This is a genomic window from Bradyrhizobium sp. USDA 376 (genome assembly GCF_054063675.1).
In genome coordinates, this window is sequence record NZ_JBSSGN010000001.1 from 498,004 (window position 1) to 515,576 (window position 17,573).

Genomic DNA, 17,573 nt, shown 5'->3' on the forward strand with positions numbered 1-17,573 from the left:
GGAGAAGCACTCAGGCGGCGGAGACCTGGTCGGTGCGCTCGCCCTGCAGTGGGATGCCGAGGTGCTCGCGCAGCGTTTCGCCGCGATAATCCGAGCGGAACAAGCCGCGCCGCTGAAGAACGGGAACAACGTGATCGACGAACGCAGGCGTGCCGTCGGACAGAACATCAGGTATGACGTTGAACCCGTCGACTGCGCCAGCCCGGAACCATTCTTCGAAGGATGCGGCAATCTGTTCCGGCGATCCGACCAGCACCCGGTGGCCGTAAGCAGGCGCCTCTACGATGATCTGGCGGACTGTTTTGCCGGAGCGCACGAGAGCTTCCACAGTGCGATGCTGGCCAATGGAAAAAGCAGCGTCCGCATGTCCCGGCAGTAAGCTGAGGTCGATTGGCTCGTTGATCTTCAGCCTTTCGGCAGGAAAGCCGAAACGACTGGCCAGCGCATCAAGGGCAACGTCAAAGTTAATTAGATCGTCAAGCTCCGCCTTGCGCTTGATTGCTTCCTCTTCGGTTCCGCCGACGAACGTGACGATACCCGGCAGGACAAGGGGCGCCCGTCGTCCATGTTGAGAAGCAAACGACCTGAGGCGATCGGCCTCGCGCAGGGCGATTTCCAAATCGCCTGTCGATGAGAACACGGCATCGGCGCTTCGGGCCGCGAACCGGAGCCCTGGATCGGATCCGCCGGCCTGGAAAATAACCGGCTTCCCCTGTCTTGAGCCGGGATGTGTCAGTGGCCCGCTGATGTCGAAGAACTCGCCGGCGTGCCTCGTCGTCCGCAGCCTGCTCGGATCACCAAACCGCCCCGAGGCCTGATCCAGGATAAGAGCGCCTTCTCCCCAGCCATGCCAAAGGGTTCGCACCGCCTCCACAAATTCTTCGGCGCGGCGATAGCGGTCATCACGTGACAGCTCGTCGCCGCCAAAGCTCCTGGCCGTAGAGACATTGGACGTCGTAACTGCGTTCCAGGCCGCACGGCCGCCACTGACAACGTCAAGCGACTGGAATCGGCGCGCGAGGTTATATGGCTCGTTGTAGGTGGTGGATGCCGAGCCGATCAGGCCGACAAATTTTGTTTCTCGGGCAATGCAGGCAAGTGTAATCGTCGGCTCGATGCCGTTGAGCGGCGGGTGTTTGTCGATTGCTGGATCGAGCGCTGGCGTGTCGGCGAGGAAAACCGCGTCGAGCTTTCCACGCTCGGCGTGCTTCGCGGCTCGTACGTAATGCTCAATATCGTAAAATGCGCCGGGAGAATTTCCGAGCCACCGCCACGCTGCGGTATGTCCCCCAGCGCCATGCAGGTTCAAGCCAAGGTGAAGCTCACGTTCAAGCACTGACGTCATCACGCGGCACATGCGGTTCGTGTAGAGGTGCACCGGAAGGTCAAAAACGGCATCGCACTCTTCTCAATTTTCGGTAGCCATGAACGCGTCATGGCACTCCAACATTGTAGAGTAGCCGACCAGCGTCAACCGCGGAGGAAAAATAAGAATGCCTGTTTCAATTCGTGCCGCCGGATAATTAATTTCTGTTGGGAATGCCTCATGGCACGGAACGATAAACTCCGTGACTGAGAAGCCCCACTATCTGGTTTGCATCACATCGACGGACCGACGAAGCGACCAACTCAGAGTCGCGTAGACACGAATGCGCTACAAGGCATTCCAGCGCCAGCGACAAGAGCGTTGCTTGCGCCTATGCATCATACTGCGCCCCGCGCACAAAGATTGAATCTCAGGGTGCACGGCTCGGAACAGAAAGGCGATCGCGCCGTAATCAAGCTTGCGCGTTCTGATGTTTCAGGACTGATAGCCCCATCGTCATAATCCGAGCCATCTCAAGGTAATGAGTTGCAATGGATCACTGATAGGCCGTCCTGTCTCGACCCTGCGCGCCAACATCTGCGGCGTGCGCCAGGGGCGCATCGCCTAAACGCAAAATGGCACCCGCAGGAGCGTGAGCATCGCCCCCCGAAGGGGCACGCGGGTCCGAGTGCAGTGACGACCGGTAGGGTGGTTGGCAATGATGGGACGCTGGAGCCATCTGCCTAAGTACGGGGATCAGTCATCGCAGTTTGTGGATTTCGATGAGATAGTCCGTACCTGAACGAGGATGCGAGAATACATGTCTTGCCTCTTTTTGACCGCCAGAAGCGGTTCGGCAGAGACGCGTCAATATGAGCCACTCTGAATGTTCAGCTCTTCAGAGAGCCCGCGTATCTCAGGCTGCGGGTCCATAGACCGACGAGCGCGATAGTGATGAGGATCGTCACTCCGGATGCCATATAAAGCGCGGCCTCAATTGCGTTTGGAAATAGGGTCGGAAGGAGGAAGATCAGCGCACCGAGCCCGCCCGTCAGCAGGGTCGTGAAGGCCTGGACGCGCCCAATCAGGGCCGAATCCACAACGGTCAAAAGATGTCCGTTGGCCGCGGCCCGTGACAGGCTTCACAGCATTCCAGCTATAGCATAGAGCGCGATCGCCATCAGCGGGCTGGTCACAAAAGACAGCACAACCAATGAGGCCGCGGCCCCTGCAAGAACCGCGGCGGTTGCTCGGGCCAGTTTCCTGGCGAAGCGCAGGTATCCCGGCAAGAGCAAGAGCGGCCATGCCGGCGATCGCGGCGGTCATCTCGAGCATGCCGAAGAGATCGCTCCCGCCGCCAAGCGAATGAATAGCGAAATCAGGCAACAATAGGTTTGTAATCTGGATCACCGCAAGGCCAGTCCCACCGTGACCGCGGCGGACAGGCTTTGCGGTTCGTTCAGAAGATAGCAGAACGCTTCACGCGAAGCGGAGAGCGGAGTAAGGCCCTTTATCGAACTGCGACCGCTTTCGGTTCCCGTCAGCCTCCCGAGCAAAGGCAGAATGGCCACAGCCATACCGGCCGATAGGCCGGCTGTGGTAGCGCCGCCGAGACGATCGATGGCATAGCCCGCCATACCTGTCCCGAGGGCAAGACCGGCCTGATTGAAGAAGGAGAGGCGGATGTTGAATGCCATGCGCTCGGTCTCGGGAACGATTGACTGGAGCAACCACTCATCGCGCCGGCCAGCAGCGCTAACCGAACGCGCCGAGAATGGCCGAAGGAGTGGTCGCGAGAGGTCCTCGGGAGGAGCTGCACGAGGGCCAACACAAAAAGGCCGCAGGCCCTGATTGCTTGCCCCGTCGCGCTGACTGTGAGCCAACTATGTCGGTCGACGATGTACCCGCTGAGGGGCGCCAGAAACAATCCAGCGACGCTCGAGGTCAGCAGCACAAGGCCAACCAGACTGGATCCGCCGGCGTGGAAGCCAATCCACGCCGGCAGGACGATGCCAACGCCAACAATAAAAAACGACGCTGAGGAAAACCCAACAAAGCAAAGTCGGTGTGTTGCTTGCATATCCAATTCGTTTCCTCCCGCTCTCCAGGAGGTTACCGCCCTCCCCTCAAGCTCGACCCGGGCGCGGCCGCTGCAAGGCGGAAAGGCCAGAATACGAAATCACAAATCCGGCCGTTCCCTGTCTCCGCGGAGATATCGGCGTGGACAATGGCACGGTCGCTATTACTCGCGGCCCTTAGAGTTGATCGTCGCCGCGCGCTTGGACGTGAATGGGATTTTTGATCTAAATTTTGATCTCAACGAACAGGGTCCCGGGCTGCGGCGTAGAGCGAAGAGGTCGCGGCTCGTCGCACGATCAGCAGCATTTTGAACGAGCGAACGGGCGCCTAACCAAGATCATCCGCCGGGACCGCCAATGGCACGAAGTCAAGGGAGTTTCGACCGGTGCCGACGGTTGCGCCGTCGGCGATTGAGGCCGGGGCGGTGCGAAAGGATGCCCGATTGAACGTGACGCCGATAAGGCATTGTGTCCGGTTCGCTGTTGCCTGGCGTCCCAATGCAACTGAGGACGCGAGCTTACTCGAATGTGGACGTCCAACCAGGCGGAAGCCCAACCCTTACCTGCACAGCGGGCGATTCGATTTAGATGAGCAAAGACTGATGTCTCGATCACGCTTGACGATCACATCAGCGCAATGGCCAAGGTCGCGGGCGAGACCATCGTCGTCGCCGTCGCGCTCAGGAAAGGCAGGGAGAGGTTAAGTGCAGCGGGCCTGATGCGAAGCGCGCAGCGCGCAGCGCTCTGACGCGCACCACGCGCCATCCTATTCGCTTTTCGGGTCCCTCGGGGGCCAGGGCTAAACGCGGGGACCGCGCGACCGCGCCACTTCAGCATATTTACAGTTTCCATTTTTCGGGTTTCGTATGCTGAATTCGATTTTGAGGTTTACGGAGATGCGGCGCACTGATCTGGCTGAGGCAACGTTGGAAGGCTGGGCGCGGCTCGACGCAGCGCAGCGCCAGCGGTTCTTCGAGGCGTTCGTTGCGGCGGCGGTACGGCTCGACAAGCTGGAGCTGCGCGCTTGGCTCTGGCGTCGGCTCCGAGAGCCGCCGCTGGTCGCGATTGATCCGGCTCGCTCCACGATTTCGGATGCCGATATTGCCCACCTTCTGAGGACGGCGGGCAATGCACCGGGCGGCGAAGCTGCCGCCGGGCCGGACAGGGACGGGGCCGATGGCGGCTAGAACCCGCAGGCAATCGCTTCCGCCCGTGTTCAGCTCGCTGCGCCCAAGGATGCCAGGCTGCGAAACTGAGCTACGTCAGGGAACAATCCAGACTACGGTCCCGATGATCGCAATCGAAAAGCCGATGATCACCAGGTCGACCGTGAGCCACTCAGGGATGCTGGACATAGCTTCGTCCTCCAGCGTCACCCTGTGCTTGATGAGGGTGGGCCAATGTGAACCAGTTCACACACCCGGTACAAAAATTTAGTGCGTACCGCGTCCCCATATTCTCAAATCAGGTTATCCCATGGAGCTGTGGGCTTGGCTTCGGCGGCGGCTAAAAAATCCGCCGCTCGCCCCGCCGTTCGATCCGGCTCGTTTGATGTTTGCGGATGCCGACCTTGCCGTCATCCTGAGGGCGGCGGGCGAAGCCGATCCCCCCATCGACCGGCGGTGCCCCCTACGAGAAGGAAGCGTACCGGCCGGGGGCATCAAACGGCAGGGAAGGCCGTTCGGTCCGGCCCGAGAGCCGACCCAGAACGCAAGTCGCGTTTTGACCCCCCGTAGACGTTTGCTGGGTCAACTTTTGTTCTGGCGTCGCTCCGGTTCCGGGTGCACATTGGTTCTATCACCGTGCTTTGGATCGGTGACGAGAACGCCGGTTGCGCTCCCTCCCAATTCACGCAGGGAAAGGAGAGTGCCATGGGACGACACCCGCAATCCCACATTAACAACAACCTGAATGCGGAACGAGCCCGCATCATAGCGGAGCTGGAAAACACGCAGCCGGGACCGCAACGTGATCTTCTAGAACGCAAACTGCGCCAGCTTGAAACCGCTTCTAATCTAGACAAATGGCTGACGTCGCCGGGTCTGCAACCCCCTGAGCAATAAGGTCGTCTCAGGCCGACCGAGCGCGTAGGGAGCAGATGCAAGAGTACCGCGCACATATCATGGACCTCGACGGGCATATCGCGCTTCGCATCGTTCTAATGTGCGAGGACGAAACCGAAGCCAAGAAGCGCGCCAGATGCTTGGCTGACGGCTACGACGTAGAGCTATGGTTTGAGGATCGAAAGATCACAGAATTTAAGAGTGAGTAAAGCTGTCTCGGTTGGCGGCCTTTAGGCGCGGTGTTCTCTCCACCTTTTGAGGAGTGACGACAGTCGTATCGGCCGTGGATTACACATGCGCATCCTGAAAATTGCACACGCAAATTCTTCGTGCCCTTCCGGCATTTCGCGCATCATTGCAATCTCGATGCGAACCGTGTCAGCATCGAAAGCCTGACGGGAAATTCCTCGTCATTTTCTTGAAGTCCTACCCTGTAATCCACCTCACACCCGCACCCAAGCGCGGTCCGATATAGTCTATTGAGACGTCTTAGCGTCATTCGAGGAATTTACAGATTTCTTTCGGGCGGCTCAGTCGTTCTTGTGTGGTTGGGCACCGAAACGGAAGGCCGGCATGCCAACGTCATTTCCCCTTGTGCGATGGTCGACTGAGATGCTGCCGGAGCGCACACGGTTCTCCACGTTCCGTGAAGAGTTTGCGCGGCTGAACCTCGCCTTGGACGTGATAGATCACAGCGGTGGCCGACCACGTATCAATGTCACCTACTTGCCGCTCGGCCCGGTTGGCGTTTGTAGCATTGTCACCACGCCGGTGGAGTTTATCCGTCACAAACGCCACCTCAAGGATAGCCGTGACCAATTCGGACTGAACATCGTCGAAGCTGGCCCGGTCCAATTTGCAAATGCTGGCCAGGAACATGTCTATGATGTCGGCGCCGCTTGTTTGGTTGACCGGGGAAGGCTGCTGCGAGTATTTGGGCCGCGTGGCGCCAGCGTCAAATTCGTGACCGTGCCGGCTGCCCGGCAGCCAAGCAGCAGGCGATCCTGGCGGAGGTCGCGCAACGCTTCGGCGATCCCAACTTCGATCTGGACAATGTTGCTGGAGCGCTCGGTATGTCGCGGCGATACGCGCAAAAATTGCTCGAAGGGACGGGAAAGTCCTTCACCGAGCACCTTGCAGGGTGTCGGCTTGAGCGTGCCTTCGCGATGTTGACTGACCCGCACCATCTGCATTTGGCCATCATCGATATCGCGTTTGCAGTCGGCTTTGGTGATGTTCTCATTTCAATCGCTCGTTCCGCCGACGCTTCGGCGAGACGCCATCAGGCGTGCGCGCCGCATCAATCGTGAGGCAGAAGTCATCCTGCGCCCCCTCACAATGCGCGGGCGACGGCCGCTGAAACGCGGATGGGCAGCGGGAGCGGCGGCGCAAGGCGTCAGGCCAAGGCCGCAGGAAGGCCGCACAGCGCGCCAAGGGCGCAGGGCCCGGCCACCGGGCGGGCCGCGCCAGCGCACAGGCGCGACATGGCTAGACACTCCGTTAAAAACCTTTGGTCCATCTGCGGTCCGTTGTGGCGCCGAGACAAAATTAAATGATTGATTTCGTTGAAGGGTGGGACTTCTGCCGGGCCCACCAGTATTTTCAAGGAGGGCTTGGCCCGCCCGTTCGCGCCTCGTCTTTCGTCAACCAACGAAACAACCAATCCTACGTTCTTGCTCGGTGCCGAATGCGTTCCGATAAAACAAGAATTTCCGAGCAGCAGCATCGAGACGATCCGTTCACCCCCTCGCCGCACCAATTCTCAAGTTCCGCCGAATTCAGAGAACTAGCTCGCCTCTGACTAGAGCTGTTCTTGCACATGCGGTGGAGAAAAGAGGTCGCCAAGGGAGGCGGCTTTTGATTATTTCAGAGAGCTGCTGATCGAAGCGAATTTCGTATTGAGTTTAGTGCCTAGCCCATTCACGACCGCGATGATTGCAAGCGAAATACCCGCCGCTATCAGCCCATATTCTATGGCAGTAGCCCCGGACTCATCGCGTAAAAAGTGTACTAGCGTTTTCACGGTGCGTGCCCTTCTAAGATCTAACGCTCGGGATTTACCGGCAATTTGTTAAAGCCGGCAGAATCTCATTCGAGAATCCGTTTGGTGTGGCGCCAAAACTTTGTACGGAACGTACAAATACGCGCACACTTTGCAAAGTCGCGGTGAACCTCTCGTCGTCCAGTTACTAGTCTCAGGCGGGTGCAGGTGGCGATCTCGGCGTTGGCGATCGACATCTCGCCCGAGGAGTATCGCGCCGAACACGGCCGCGCGGTCGGATGCCCGGTCGAGGATAGGCCCCCTGCTGGCCTTCTAAGGATTTCCCGCAGAGTATCGGGATCATCGTGTGCTCTCACAATATCTCCTGGAGAACGGTTCGGGATAGTTCGGCAGTGGCCATAAACCTGCACGCTAGGGAGTTTGGGCTCCGCCTACCTGCATGACCCGTCACCCCCGCATGGTTGACGGAACACTCGATCAACCGTCCTCGTTGAACTGCTGCCGTGGAAAGCTGGGGAAATCTTGTCAGAGCTGCGCGACGTGCAGGGACCGGACGCTTCCTCGCCGGCGAGTAGCACTCGGGCGAGAAACAGCGTCCCGGCGGTTCGTCTTCACCAGATCGCTAGGCTTCCTTAGGATCAGAGACGCCGCCACCGTGCATTCATGGCCGGACGACCGGATCAGGCGATAATTGCAATAGGCAGCCGAACAGGCCCGTAGCAGATTGCAGGTGGTCAAACCGGCCGGCGATCCGCTTTATGATGGCACATGTTGGTCGCCGAAGCGTCGACTTCATCGAGGAAGTGAACTTCTCTTATCGCCAGCTTCCGCAATCGCGACAACGTTTCTCAGCTTGGCTACATCGATCCGACAAGTGCTTCCCCAATCTGCCACTCCGTCTTTACAGATCGAGACCAGCTTTGATGGAGTGATCAGTACCGTCGCGAGAAGGGCTAAGCGATCGACCATTTTTGTGGTTTCGGCCTGCTGCGCAGTTGCGTCTCTGTTATCGGCAGGAAGGCGCCCGTCTGAACGGTTGCCGATGTTGCCTGACAGTCGACCGTTTGCCCCGCTGCCACTCGCGCCAACTGCCGAATGTCAAACAAGCCTCCCGATCAGCAAACTATGCCGACCCACTGATCAAGCTAGCTGCAAGCGCAAGAATCCGAGGCCAATGTAATGAATACTTAAGCGCTGGGCTGGGTTGAATGGCGCCTCCGGGTTTCAATCGAGCGCAGCTCGGCGAGCGCGCTCACAGTGTTAGAATAATTAGGTACTGCTCGCTCGAAAGCTCGAGAATAATCGTCAAGCGGAGCTTCGCCACTATTCAGGAACAAACAATCTCGATGCACACCCCACACACCTCTCGTTAATGACGGTCGCGTTTGCGATCGCAACTGACGCCCAATAAGGTTCTAGATTTGATCAATACGTTTTCAAGGTTCTGCTGCGCCGGGCTTGGAAGTGTCCGCCCCCTCCGAGATGGAAGCACCAAAGCGATAGAGGCCTTAGCATCCCGCATGCGAATTCGGCGCAGTACAGCGTTAAAGTAGATTTCCGGTGTCGAGGCATTTTGCAATAGGTCTCATTCAATATCCTGAAAAGGGCCAAGGGCGGGATTCCGAGCTTCTAATGGGGGAGAATGCGATGCGACCGCTGCGTAAAGCACGAGAGTCATAGCCGAGCGGACGATATTTTGTACATAACGTTCAAATCTGTGGCCGAAGCAACACGCTCGGGCGAGTAACGGGATCGTTCGTACGTCCCGTGCTGTGTTTGTCGCCACCGCCCTGATTTGGCTATTAATGGTTGGCGAGCACAGGGAAACTCTTCGTTCGTACTCACTTGCTCGGAAAAGGTTCGATATGAATCATGACGACAACGGAAATCGCCATGAAGTATCGGTGATGACGGACGAACAGCTCGAGCTGGAGCACTGCAAGCAACAGATTGCTCGTCTCAAACAGCTGGTTATTCGCCTTTCTGAAATTGCGTTGCGCAACGTCGTAAGAGCCGCCGAGGACCGAAAATCGGAACGCGCCTGAGTCTCTGTCGGCCCACCGAACGACCAGCCCCGGAGGGAAACGAACGTTGCGCCGTAGCGCGCTGTTCTTTGCAGCGCGGCTCCCGCCGGGGGCAGGGAGCAGCCTCGCCCCTATCTCCATAGGGGCGAGGCTCCTATTTTACAGCCGGAACTTTGAGGGTTCAGACCGGCATCGAGCTTGGCGTATCGCGCGGCCTTGAGGCGCCGCGGGGAGGTTGGGATGCTGGTGGTGGAGACGATTGCGAAGATCCATCGCAGAAGCATATGGGCCGAATGAACGCCGGCGTGCATCCAACCGGCGACGAGCACCCTCTGTGTGTTCGGCGGCCTGGGCCCGTCTCGAAAGTGAGCACAACTTCACGGTCGGCCAAGCGCAACGTCTGGGAAACGCTCTTCGCCCGACGCGTGGATATTCCTTCGCATCGACAGCGATCACGCGCGACGTGCCGAGCACATTCTTGCGAGAGCAGTGGCTCGCATTTGCGACGGCAACGCCAGCAAGCAGTGCCGTCGCCGCGCCGGCGAGTTGTGAGGCCCATTGGTGCAGGCCTAGTCTACCAGCGCAACGGAGAAAAGCGGCGCGCCTATTTTGTACCAAGGGAAGCTGTCTCGCTCCTCTCAATGGGGCGCGAAGTGGATTTCGATCCTGACCGCAACCGGATGGGCGGGCCGGCATTGGGCGAAATGTCGTTTACTCAAGAGTACTTTCGCCGGCTGGCTCGGGAAATGTGAGCTGCCCGCGCGCTTTTTCGCGCTGCTTGACGGCGACGCCTCAGAGTACGCCCCCGAGGAAGCCGAGCAGGAGTGTTGCCGGAAACACTCTGCGTCCCGCAACGGCTCCCACCTCTCCAGATCGGCGTGGATAACCAGGTCACGTGGCCCAAGGAGGAAGCGCTTATCACCTTTGAACAATACCGCCTGCTCCTCATGCCCAAGACCAAGGATCACTTGCAGTCCGTCCACATCGACCTGACGGCCAACTGTCTCGACGAACGCGGCGCCTTGACGGTCGCCTCTCCTTCTCAGCTGCACCGGCTCGATGCCGGAGGCAATCTCGATCACCGGCTGGTAGCGCTTGGCGGAAGCGCTGAAATATATCACGCCCGAACGCCGCCGCTGAAACAACTGCACGTCGCTCGAGCCCTGCGGCGTCGAGATTTTGACTTTGTGCTCGCGGTTGATGAAGCCGAACACGCGCAAGGTTTCCGAATCCACTCCTGGCGCTGCTGCACAAACCAGCTCTAGCCAAGCGCGGCCCCTTGGTCAGTGCGTAGCTCGATTACGTCGGGGTCAGCTTGTGGCGGTCGCCGTTCCAGATCGTTATCGCTTCCTCGGGCGTGCCGACCGCCTTGGTCGAGACCTCCATGCCGTAGGGTTCGCTCGCAACGAAGGCGCCTGCTCGCATCCTCCTGGATCAGGACCGGGTAGCACTTGGCAATCAAGCACCTCCGGATCGGACGCCCCCGATTTCGTGTTGCTCTCACTGGTATTCGGATCAACTGCCATTCTGTAGTCTGCCTCAAGCAGCTCCACTAGCCGCTCGATGCGAGCGATCCGGAATGGTTGGGACGGCTTTGTCATCAGGGCAGGCCCCTCGGATCGAATGCGAAGAATCCAATGATGAAGATGACGAGCGTGCGCGGAGTGGCGTTCATGCGCCGGGCTGTCGGTCCTCCGCCGAATGCCAGTCCGCGCCGTGGAGGCGGATCATCTCGCGACGGGACCGCTCGATGAAGACGCGCTCAACGCAAAAGCCGGCGGTGACTGAAGCCGCCAGCGCAAGGCCGCAGGCGATATAATCATTCATGAAATTCCAAAACATGTTGCTGCCGGCGACGCCGACAAAAGTAAGTGCCATGACGGTGTTGCGAATTGCCTTAACCACGTTGTTCCCCCAGCCGGTCGGCGAGGCACTTTAGCATTGCAACCATGACGCTTAGCAGCGTTTGATGGTTGTGATCCGCCGTCTTTCTGCTCAATCAGCTTGGGTCCGGCCGTGTTGTCGCGCCCCGTGGAATCCGATCGATAACGTATCTCGCTCTGTGCCATGAAACGTGGTGATGATTTGGCAGACAGCCTTCGCCAGCCGATAGGACGCAGCATCCGCTTTGCAGCGGTTTCGGCCAGCGCAGCCGAGCAGAACAAATAGCACTGCATCTCTGGACCATAGAACGAGGCGTTCTCGGCGTCGGCAGCAATTCGTGCGGGCTCAATCCGTTCCAAAGCCCACGCACGAAAGCGCTTCGCATTTCGCCAATCATTCGCAGAATTTCGGCATCATGAGGCCCTACATCAGAGAACTTCTGCTTAATTGCCCAATACTATCATTATTCCCGTGGGGCAACGAAGCGAGCGAACGAATGGCCCGTTTCTACTTTAATCTGGCAGGCAAGCAGAATGTCGACGACCCCGGCGGGTTAGCATTCGAAGACGAGCTGCAGGCCTTCCGTGCGGCAGAACGCTTAGCAAAAGATCTGGCGAGTGCTCAACCTCTGCTGCGGGGTACAACCTGCGTGGTCGTTACACGCAGGGACCGAGGTGAGGCCTATTACGTAGGCGTGTGACAGCGCTTCCAAATCAGACGTCTCGGCCACTACTGACGTATCATCTGCCGGGGCAGCCGCCCCGAGTTGTGGGACCACCGAGCCGATTGAGGGAGGGCTCGTTTTCCCTAGTTAGACTTGCCTGCAACGCCACCGTCAGGCACGATTTCGAAGAACCCCGATTGCACCATGTCCATCAAGACCTATATCGGCGCGGTCGAAGCGGCGCACGATGATGGCTGATTGGGCCGCGTTCTCCGATGGCAAGCGCGCTGCGGACGGCGTGGTCGTGCCGATGTCTCGCGCGATTGCGTGACGAATAACTTTCTGACTTTCGAATCGTGGAGAGCCTGTTTCCCACCAAGTAGAACTAGGGTCTGTACCTAAATAGCGCCACGTGATTCTCTTGCCTACGTGTTGATTCGGGGGCGAGAGAATGCGCGCTGGTTTGTTTTGGCTGAACGACAGGCAATGGGCGCGTATCGAACCGCATCTGCCGAGGGGACTGACGGGGCCGGATCGGGACGACGACCGACGCATCGTCAGCGGCATCATTCACATGCTGCAATCGGGTGCACGATGGCGTGATTGTCCACGTGAATACGGCCCTTACACGACGATCTACAATCGCTTCAATCGCTGGGCCAAGCGAGGACGATGGTGCGCAATCTTCGAAGCGCTGGCCAAGCCTGGCGAAGACGGCGTCGTACTGTCGCTCGACTCGACCTCGATTAAAGCTCACCGGTGTGCCTCCGGCGGAAAAGGGGGGAGCACAATCAAGCAATCGGCCGCTCGCGCGGAGGCCGCACGACAAAAATCCATGCGCTGAGCGATCCGCTCTGCCGGCCGGTCGTCCTGCATCTGACTCCAGGCCAGGATGCCGATATCGCTGCGGCTCCCGATGTCCTGGCGCTCGCGCCACCCATGAGCGTGCTCCTCGCCGACAAAGGGTATGATGGCGACAAGCTTCGCGGCGCAATCATTCGTCGTGGCGCCAAGCCCGTAATCCCCAATAAATCTAACCGTGTCGTCATCCATCGCTTCAACAAACGCGCCTACAAAGGACGAAATGTCATCGAACGCTGCTTTTGCAGGCTCAAGGACTTCCGGCGCATCGCCACGCGATATGACAAGCTCGCCCGTAATTTTTTGGCCGCTGTTCATCTCGCCGCTCTCGTCGCATATTGGCTCAATTGAGTCTGGACCCTAGCACTACTTTGGCAGATTGTTGATTTTGCCGCGTTTTATAGGATTCCCGAATCAATTTTTCAATGATTCATGGGTGGTCGGCTCTTGGAGGGCTGACCATGCCGGGATGGGAAGACGAACTCGAACGCTGGCTGATGCCGTTCTTGGACCGGCTGGGTCATAAGACCCGGCAGCGGATGTGTCCTCTGTATGTTGCGGGATTGATCGGTCCTGGCGATCGCAAGAGCGTTCAGCCGATGGCGGAACGCCTTGTCACGAGCAACTACGACCAGTTGCACCATTTCATTGCCGACGGTGTCTGGGACGCGACGCCGCTGGAGACAGAGCTGCTCAACCAGGCGGACCGACTCGTCGGCGGCAGGGATGCGGTGCTGGTTATTGATGACACCTCACTGCCGAAGAAGGGTGAGCGATCGGTCGGTGTTGCGGCGCAATACGCATCGGCTCTCGGTAAAACTGCAAATTGCCAAACGCTGGTGTCTTTAACGCTTGCGCGCGGCGAAGTGCCAGTGATGGTCGCGTTACGTCTCTTTCTGCCTGACAGCTGGACAAGCGACATGCCCCGTTTGAAGCGCGCTCGCGTGCCAATCGAACACCGAACGCCACGGTCCAAGCCGGAGATCGCTTTGGCCGAGATTGACCGCGCGATGGCAGCCAACATGCGCTTTGGATGTGTGCTGGCGGATGCAGGATACGGCCTCAGCGCACCGTTTCGACAAGGGCTAACAGAGCGCGGGCTGGCCTGGGCGGTCGGTATCCCTCGGCACCAGAAAGTGTATCCCGTCGATGTGAAGCTCATTTGGCCGATCACCAAAGTCCGTGGCAAACCACGAAAGCACCACGTGCCCGATATCTTATCGATTGCGGCAGAACAAATGCTGGCCAGCGCCAAATGGAAAACCGTGAGTTGGCGTAGCGGGACGAAAGGTCGGCTCAAAGCCCGATTTGCTGCCCTCCGTGTCCGCACCGCCGACGGCCCTCCGCAGCGGATATGGGATAAAGGTCAGCAGCATCTCCCAGGCGACGAAGTCTGGCTCATTGGCGAGCAACGTGCCTCCGGGGAGAGCAAATACTATCTCGCCAATCTTCCGGCGACGACGGATCTGCGCACGCTGGCCGCCACCATCAAGGCACGGTGGATTTGTGAGCAGGCGCATCAACAGTTGAAGGAGGAGCTTGGACTTGATCACTTCGAAGGGCGATCATGGCAAGGTCTTCATCGCCACGCCCTTATGACAATGATTGCCTACGCCTTCCTGCAACATCGTCGCCTCGCATACGCGGGGCGGAAAAAAAAGAATCAACGGGCCTCCGCCTCAACCAACCATGCCCGCCGTACGCCATGCCATCGTCGATCTCATCCTTCGGCCGCCGCCTCAGCAATGCCCATATTGCCGAAAGCAAATCCTTGAAAAACAGCGGCCAAAACACATTCTGCCAAAGTAGTGCTAGTCATCCGGAACGCAAGTTCGTCACATTAGTTGATAGCTCGAATCTCGAGAGAGGAGAGCGCTTGTGGCGAATGCAGGTGGGAAAGGCCGGCCGATCGCGCCGTTGGTGCTGAGTCCGCAGGAGCGGGCGTACTTGGAGAGGCAGGTTCGTCGTCATCGTGTGGCCCGGTCGCTATCTGAGCGGTGCCGCGCGATCCTGCGGTGTGCAGATGGCTTGCCAAGCAAGTCTGTGGCTGCCGAACTTGGCCTCCATGAACACACCGTTGGCAAGTGGCGCCGCCGATTTTTGAAGGATCGCTGTGATGGCCTGCTTGACGAAGCCCGCCCTGGCCGCCCTCGCACCATCAACGACGATCAGGTTGCTGAGGTAATCGAGCGGACGTTGCGTACAACGCCGCCCGACGCGACGCACTGGTCGATCCGCTCGATGGCTGCGGAAACTGGCTTTTCTCACACCACGATCCGCCGAATGTGGACGGCGTTCGGCTTGCAGCCGCACCGCAGCCAGACATTCAAGCTGTCGAGCGATCCGCTGTTCGTCGACAAAGTGCGCGATATTGTCGGGCTTTACCTGTCCCCACCGAACCGAGCCGTTGTCCTCAGCATCGATGAGAAGAGCCAGATTCAGGCACTCGATCGCGAGCAACCGGTCTTGCCGATGATGCCTGGCGTGCCGGAACGTCGCACGCACAGCTACGTGCGGCATGGTACGACCACACTTTTTGCCGCGCTCGATATCGCTTCCGGGTTTGTCATTGGCAAATGCTACAAGCGCCATCGGGCGGTCGAGTTCTTGAAGTTCCTCAAAGAGATCGACGCTCAAATCCCTGAGGGGCTCGATGTCCATATCGTCATGGACAACTACGCCACCCACAAGACCCCCCAGATCAAAGCGTGGCTCGCCCGACGGCCGCACTATCATGTCCACTTCACGCCGACTTCCGCCTCATGGATCAATCAGGTCGAGCGCTGGTTCGCTGAACTCACCAGAAAGCAGATCCAGCGAGGTGTTCACACCTCCGTCAGGCAGCTCGAGGCCGACATCCGCACCTTCATCGACCTGCACAACCAAAACCCGAAGCCCTTCAAATGGACCAAGTCCGCAGACCAGATTTTGGCTTCCGTCAAACGCTTCTGCCACAAAGCCCAGCAGACTTTATGTGGCGAACTTTAGATTCACGTGACTAGGCCCTGAACCCATCTGTGGACGCCCCGCGAGATGCAAGCGGTTTTTGAAACAGACCACGAAAAGCACCAGAGAGTTGCAGCTACTGGGTCCACCATTGTGCCTCCGAAATCCCGCGCGCGCCGCCCTATCGCCTGAAGGGATTTCGTTGGGACCCGGCGCAACTGGAAAAACTGCAAGGACCGCCAGATGAGGGGTGAGCGCCACCCGGGTTTATTAACCCTCCGCCGATCATGCAGAAAGACGGCAAAAGGTGGCCCATCGGCGCCGATTATGGAACCGGTTGTGGTGTTAAATGCCCCGAAACGATGGCAGAAACGAAGGGGATGCTCCGGCTCCGCATACTCGGCTCACACACCGACGACTGACGCAGGATCGCCCGCGATGACAAAACAGAGCGAGCATAGATCAGCATGGCGTATCTGCAGAAGCAGCTCGCTAGGCAGCGAAAAGCCCTCGGCGAACTCGGTGAGCGCGTGTTGCGTGCCGAACGTGAGATCACGAAAGATCGCGCCGACAGACTCGAGCCGGCATTGCTTGGACTAGTGTCGACTGAAAACCCCGACACTGACGAAGAGAAGATCATGCCCGTACAAATGAACGCCGAGCTTTTCTGCAAGCTGCAGGAACTATCCCGCCATAACGCGGTCGCCCGCGCGCTTGTCTTCTTGTGGGAAACCGGCACCCTGACCTACGAGGACTGGGCGACGAAGGCGATCTCTCTTCTCATTGATCAGAACGAAACGCTCTCGGCGATCGCCGTGGATGCGGAGAAGCGCGCCTGCCGCCTGCCCAAAACTCCGCCCGTAGCCTCACCCACACGTTGAGAGAGATCGTCCCGTGTCCGACACCCCCAAGACCGGAACACCGCACCCCGGGCCCGCGCTGCGGCTTGTCAGCGGCGCGAAACAGGAGCCGCTGCGCTGCCCCGCCGCTGGCCGCGATGCCGAAAGCGAGAAGACGCTTTGCTTCTACTTCAACCGGCGCATGACCGATGACGAGATGCGGCACCTTCACGCGGTCATACGGCAGGCGGCAGCCTACTCGCCGATCATCGACGGCCAGCCCAGCAAGCAAACGAGCGGAGTCTCAGAGCAGGAGGCGGCGGCAGTGCTGCGGCGCTACCTGCTCATGCGCGAGATTGACGGTCACTGAGAAAGTTCCTCTTTTTCATCCGCGCCCCCGACAAAGTCTCGCTAAATTTCGAACTGAGACACTACCCGTTAGTCGGTTCAACTCGCAGCGTCAGGACGCCCGTGATTGCGGAGGCGACGAAGACAGTGACTCGCACCACTTCCGCGAACAGCACACCAATCAATGGTGTCAGAGTCCGGGAAGACCCCAGTAGAACACGCCGACCAGGCCGGCAATAAGGCTTGTATAGAGGGCGGGGGGACAATGGAGAGCAGGTACTGCTTACTCGCTCACCGCTGTGAGTGCCCTGCCGGCGGCCAATCGGCTCCTTGGTTCGGGCGACGATCAGAAGGCGGCGAACGATTATCTGCTGACCTGCGCTTCCTCGGAGACGACAAGGATTGAAGCAACGCAATCCACCGGGAGCAACAAGCCGCCGCATCGGCCCATCAGACGCGTTTCCACGGTGAAGATCAGCGCTTGCGAGGCCGGTTCGTGGAAAATTTTCGCGATTGGATGGGCTCCTGCAAAAAGATTGTCTTTTCAGACTCCACCGC

18 protein-coding genes are annotated in these 17,573 nt (G+C 58.9%); 10 read left to right on the top strand and 8 right to left on the bottom strand.

The window, feature by feature from the left end; translation table 11 throughout:
* Window positions 1-10: 10 nt before the first annotated feature.
* The 3 genes from ACVJ19_RS02165 to ACVJ19_RS02175 all read right to left on the bottom strand — a co-directional run bounded on the left by ACVJ19_RS02165 (window position 11) and on the right by ACVJ19_RS02175 (window position 3,003).
* Window positions 11-1,345, bottom strand: coding sequence for an NtaA/DmoA family FMN-dependent monooxygenase (locus ACVJ19_RS02165; protein WP_453947828.1), 1,335 nt, complete (start codon window positions 1,343-1,345; stop codon window positions 11-13).
* An 851-nt stretch (window positions 1,346-2,196) separates the two neighbouring features.
* Complete coding sequence (locus tag ACVJ19_RS02170; RefSeq protein WP_340672017.1) at window positions 2,197-2,415, bottom strand: hypothetical protein; 219 nt, start codon at window positions 2,413-2,415, stop codon at window positions 2,197-2,199.
* A 297-nt stretch (window positions 2,416-2,712) separates the two neighbouring features.
* Window positions 2,713-3,003, bottom strand: a complete 291-nt coding sequence (locus ACVJ19_RS02175) for a hypothetical protein (RefSeq protein ID WP_340672018.1) — start codon at window positions 3,001-3,003, stop codon at window positions 2,713-2,715.
* A gap of 188 nt (window positions 3,004-3,191) precedes the next feature.
* Between ACVJ19_RS02175 and ACVJ19_RS02180 the strand changes: the two genes are divergently transcribed.
* From ACVJ19_RS02180 to ACVJ19_RS02190, 3 genes are all read left to right on the top strand, one after another.
* The gene (locus tag ACVJ19_RS02180) at window positions 3,192-3,347 is read left to right on the top strand and encodes a hypothetical protein (protein WP_340672019.1); all 156 of its coding nucleotides are present in this window, start codon (window positions 3,192-3,194) and stop codon (window positions 3,345-3,347) included.
* A gap of 903 nt (window positions 3,348-4,250) precedes the next feature.
* Window positions 4,251-4,571, top strand: coding sequence for a hypothetical protein (locus ACVJ19_RS02185; RefSeq protein ID WP_342291661.1), 321 nt, complete (start codon window positions 4,251-4,253; stop codon window positions 4,569-4,571).
* Window positions 4,572-6,520: 1,949 nt separating this feature from the next.
* A complete protein-coding gene (locus ACVJ19_RS02190) occupies window positions 6,521-6,757 on the top strand; it encodes a hypothetical protein (RefSeq protein WP_453947829.1) in 237 nt (78 codons plus the stop codon).
* Between the two features lie 86 nt (window positions 6,758-6,843).
* Here the strand turns inward: ACVJ19_RS02190 and ACVJ19_RS02195 are convergent, their stop codons facing one another.
* Window positions 6,844-7,173: a hypothetical protein gene (locus ACVJ19_RS02195; RefSeq protein ID WP_453947830.1), complete on the bottom strand. Its 330-nt coding sequence runs from the start codon at window positions 7,171-7,173 to the stop codon at window positions 6,844-6,846.
* 135 nt (window positions 7,174-7,308) lie between these two features.
* A complete protein-coding gene (locus ACVJ19_RS02200) occupies window positions 7,309-7,470 on the bottom strand; it encodes a Flp family type IVb pilin (RefSeq protein ID WP_011084366.1) in 162 nt (53 codons plus the stop codon).
* A 1,844-nt stretch (window positions 7,471-9,314) separates the two neighbouring features.
* Between ACVJ19_RS02200 and ACVJ19_RS02205 the strand changes: the two genes are divergently transcribed.
* On the top strand, window positions 9,315-9,494 hold the full coding sequence (locus tag ACVJ19_RS02205; protein ID WP_074077659.1) for a hypothetical protein: 180 nt from the start codon (window positions 9,315-9,317) through the stop codon (window positions 9,492-9,494).
* A gap of 617 nt (window positions 9,495-10,111) precedes the next feature.
* Here the strand turns inward: ACVJ19_RS02205 and ACVJ19_RS02210 are convergent.
* The 3 genes from ACVJ19_RS02210 to ACVJ19_RS02220 all read right to left on the bottom strand — a co-directional run bounded on the left by ACVJ19_RS02210 (window position 10,112) and on the right by ACVJ19_RS02220 (window position 11,378).
* Entirely contained in the window at window positions 10,112-10,708 is a 597-nt protein-coding gene (locus ACVJ19_RS02210) for a hypothetical protein (protein WP_028170498.1), read from the bottom strand.
* A 64-nt stretch (window positions 10,709-10,772) separates the two neighbouring features.
* A complete protein-coding gene (locus ACVJ19_RS02215) occupies window positions 10,773-10,898 on the bottom strand; it encodes a hypothetical protein (RefSeq protein ID WP_018646717.1) in 126 nt (41 codons plus the stop codon).
* A 246-nt stretch (window positions 10,899-11,144) separates the two neighbouring features.
* On the bottom strand, window positions 11,145-11,378 hold the full coding sequence (locus ACVJ19_RS02220; RefSeq protein WP_011084363.1) for a hypothetical protein: 234 nt from the start codon (window positions 11,376-11,378) through the stop codon (window positions 11,145-11,147).
* Window positions 11,379-11,853: 475 nt separating this feature from the next.
* Here ACVJ19_RS02220 and ACVJ19_RS02225 point away from each other — a divergent pair, with 475 nt between their 5' ends.
* The 6 genes from ACVJ19_RS02225 to ACVJ19_RS02250 all read left to right on the top strand — a co-directional run bounded on the left by ACVJ19_RS02225 (window position 11,854) and on the right by ACVJ19_RS02250 (window position 17,037).
* Window positions 11,854-12,057, top strand: coding sequence for a DUF6894 family protein (locus tag ACVJ19_RS02225; protein WP_014498131.1), 204 nt, complete (start codon window positions 11,854-11,856; stop codon window positions 12,055-12,057).
* Between the two features lie 415 nt (window positions 12,058-12,472).
* Window positions 12,473-13,233 (top strand): IS5-like element ISBj2 family transposase gene (locus ACVJ19_RS02230; protein ID WP_110115815.1). Its coding sequence is split into 2 segments (ribosomal slippage): window positions 12,473-12,812 and window positions 12,812-13,233, totalling 762 coding nucleotides; the frame shifts between segments, so codons are not numbered across the junction.
* Between the two features lie 74 nt (window positions 13,234-13,307).
* Entirely contained in the window at window positions 13,308-14,657 is a 1,350-nt protein-coding gene (locus ACVJ19_RS02235) for an IS701-like element ISBj6 family transposase (RefSeq protein ID WP_038951335.1), read from the top strand.
* Between the two features lie 103 nt (window positions 14,658-14,760).
* On the top strand, window positions 14,761-15,870 hold the full coding sequence (locus ACVJ19_RS02240; RefSeq protein ID WP_453947831.1) for an IS630 family transposase: 1,110 nt from the start codon (window positions 14,761-14,763) through the stop codon (window positions 15,868-15,870).
* 425 nt (window positions 15,871-16,295) lie between these two features.
* Entirely contained in the window at window positions 16,296-16,709 is a 414-nt protein-coding gene (locus ACVJ19_RS02245; protein WP_014498134.1) for a hypothetical protein, read from the top strand.
* Window positions 16,710-16,722: 13 nt separating this feature from the next.
* Entirely contained in the window at window positions 16,723-17,037 is a 315-nt protein-coding gene (locus tag ACVJ19_RS02250) for a hypothetical protein (protein WP_014498135.1), read from the top strand.
* Window positions 17,038-17,573 lie beyond the last annotated feature (536 nt).

What these genes read in the sequence shown, in the direction of transcription:
- ACVJ19_RS02175 (WP_340672018.1), bottom strand. Translation starts at nt 3,003, where the DNA reads ATGGCATTCAACATCCGCCTCTCCTTCTTCAATCAGGCCGGTCTTGCC.
- ACVJ19_RS02225 (WP_014498131.1), top strand. Translation starts at nt 11,854, where the DNA reads ATGGCCCGTTTCTACTTTAATCTGGCAGGCAAGCAGAATGTCGACGAC.
- ACVJ19_RS02185 (WP_342291661.1), top strand. Translation starts at nt 4,251, where the DNA reads ATGCTGAATTCGATTTTGAGGTTTACGGAGATGCGGCGCACTGATCTG.
- ACVJ19_RS02205 (WP_074077659.1), top strand. Translation starts at nt 9,315, where the DNA reads ATGAATCATGACGACAACGGAAATCGCCATGAAGTATCGGTGATGACG.
- ACVJ19_RS02165 (WP_453947828.1), bottom strand. Translation starts at nt 1,345, where the DNA reads ATGACGTCAGTGCTTGAACGTGAGCTTCACCTTGGCTTGAACCTGCAT.
- ACVJ19_RS02235 (WP_038951335.1), top strand. Translation starts at nt 13,308, where the DNA reads ATGATTCATGGGTGGTCGGCTCTTGGAGGGCTGACCATGCCGGGATGG.
- ACVJ19_RS02245 (WP_014498134.1), top strand. Translation starts at nt 16,296, where the DNA reads ATGGCGTATCTGCAGAAGCAGCTCGCTAGGCAGCGAAAAGCCCTCGGC.
- ACVJ19_RS02190 (WP_453947829.1), top strand. Translation starts at nt 6,521, where the DNA reads ATGTCGCGGCGATACGCGCAAAAATTGCTCGAAGGGACGGGAAAGTCC.
- ACVJ19_RS02215 (WP_018646717.1), bottom strand. Translation starts at nt 10,898, where the DNA reads ATGCGAGCAGGCGCCTTCGTTGCGAGCGAACCCTACGGCATGGAGGTC.
- ACVJ19_RS02195 (WP_453947830.1), bottom strand. Translation starts at nt 7,173, where the DNA reads ATGCTGCTGCTCGGAAATTCTTGTTTTATCGGAACGCATTCGGCACCG.
- ACVJ19_RS02180 (WP_340672019.1), top strand. Translation starts at nt 3,192, where the DNA reads ATGTCGGTCGACGATGTACCCGCTGAGGGGCGCCAGAAACAATCCAGC.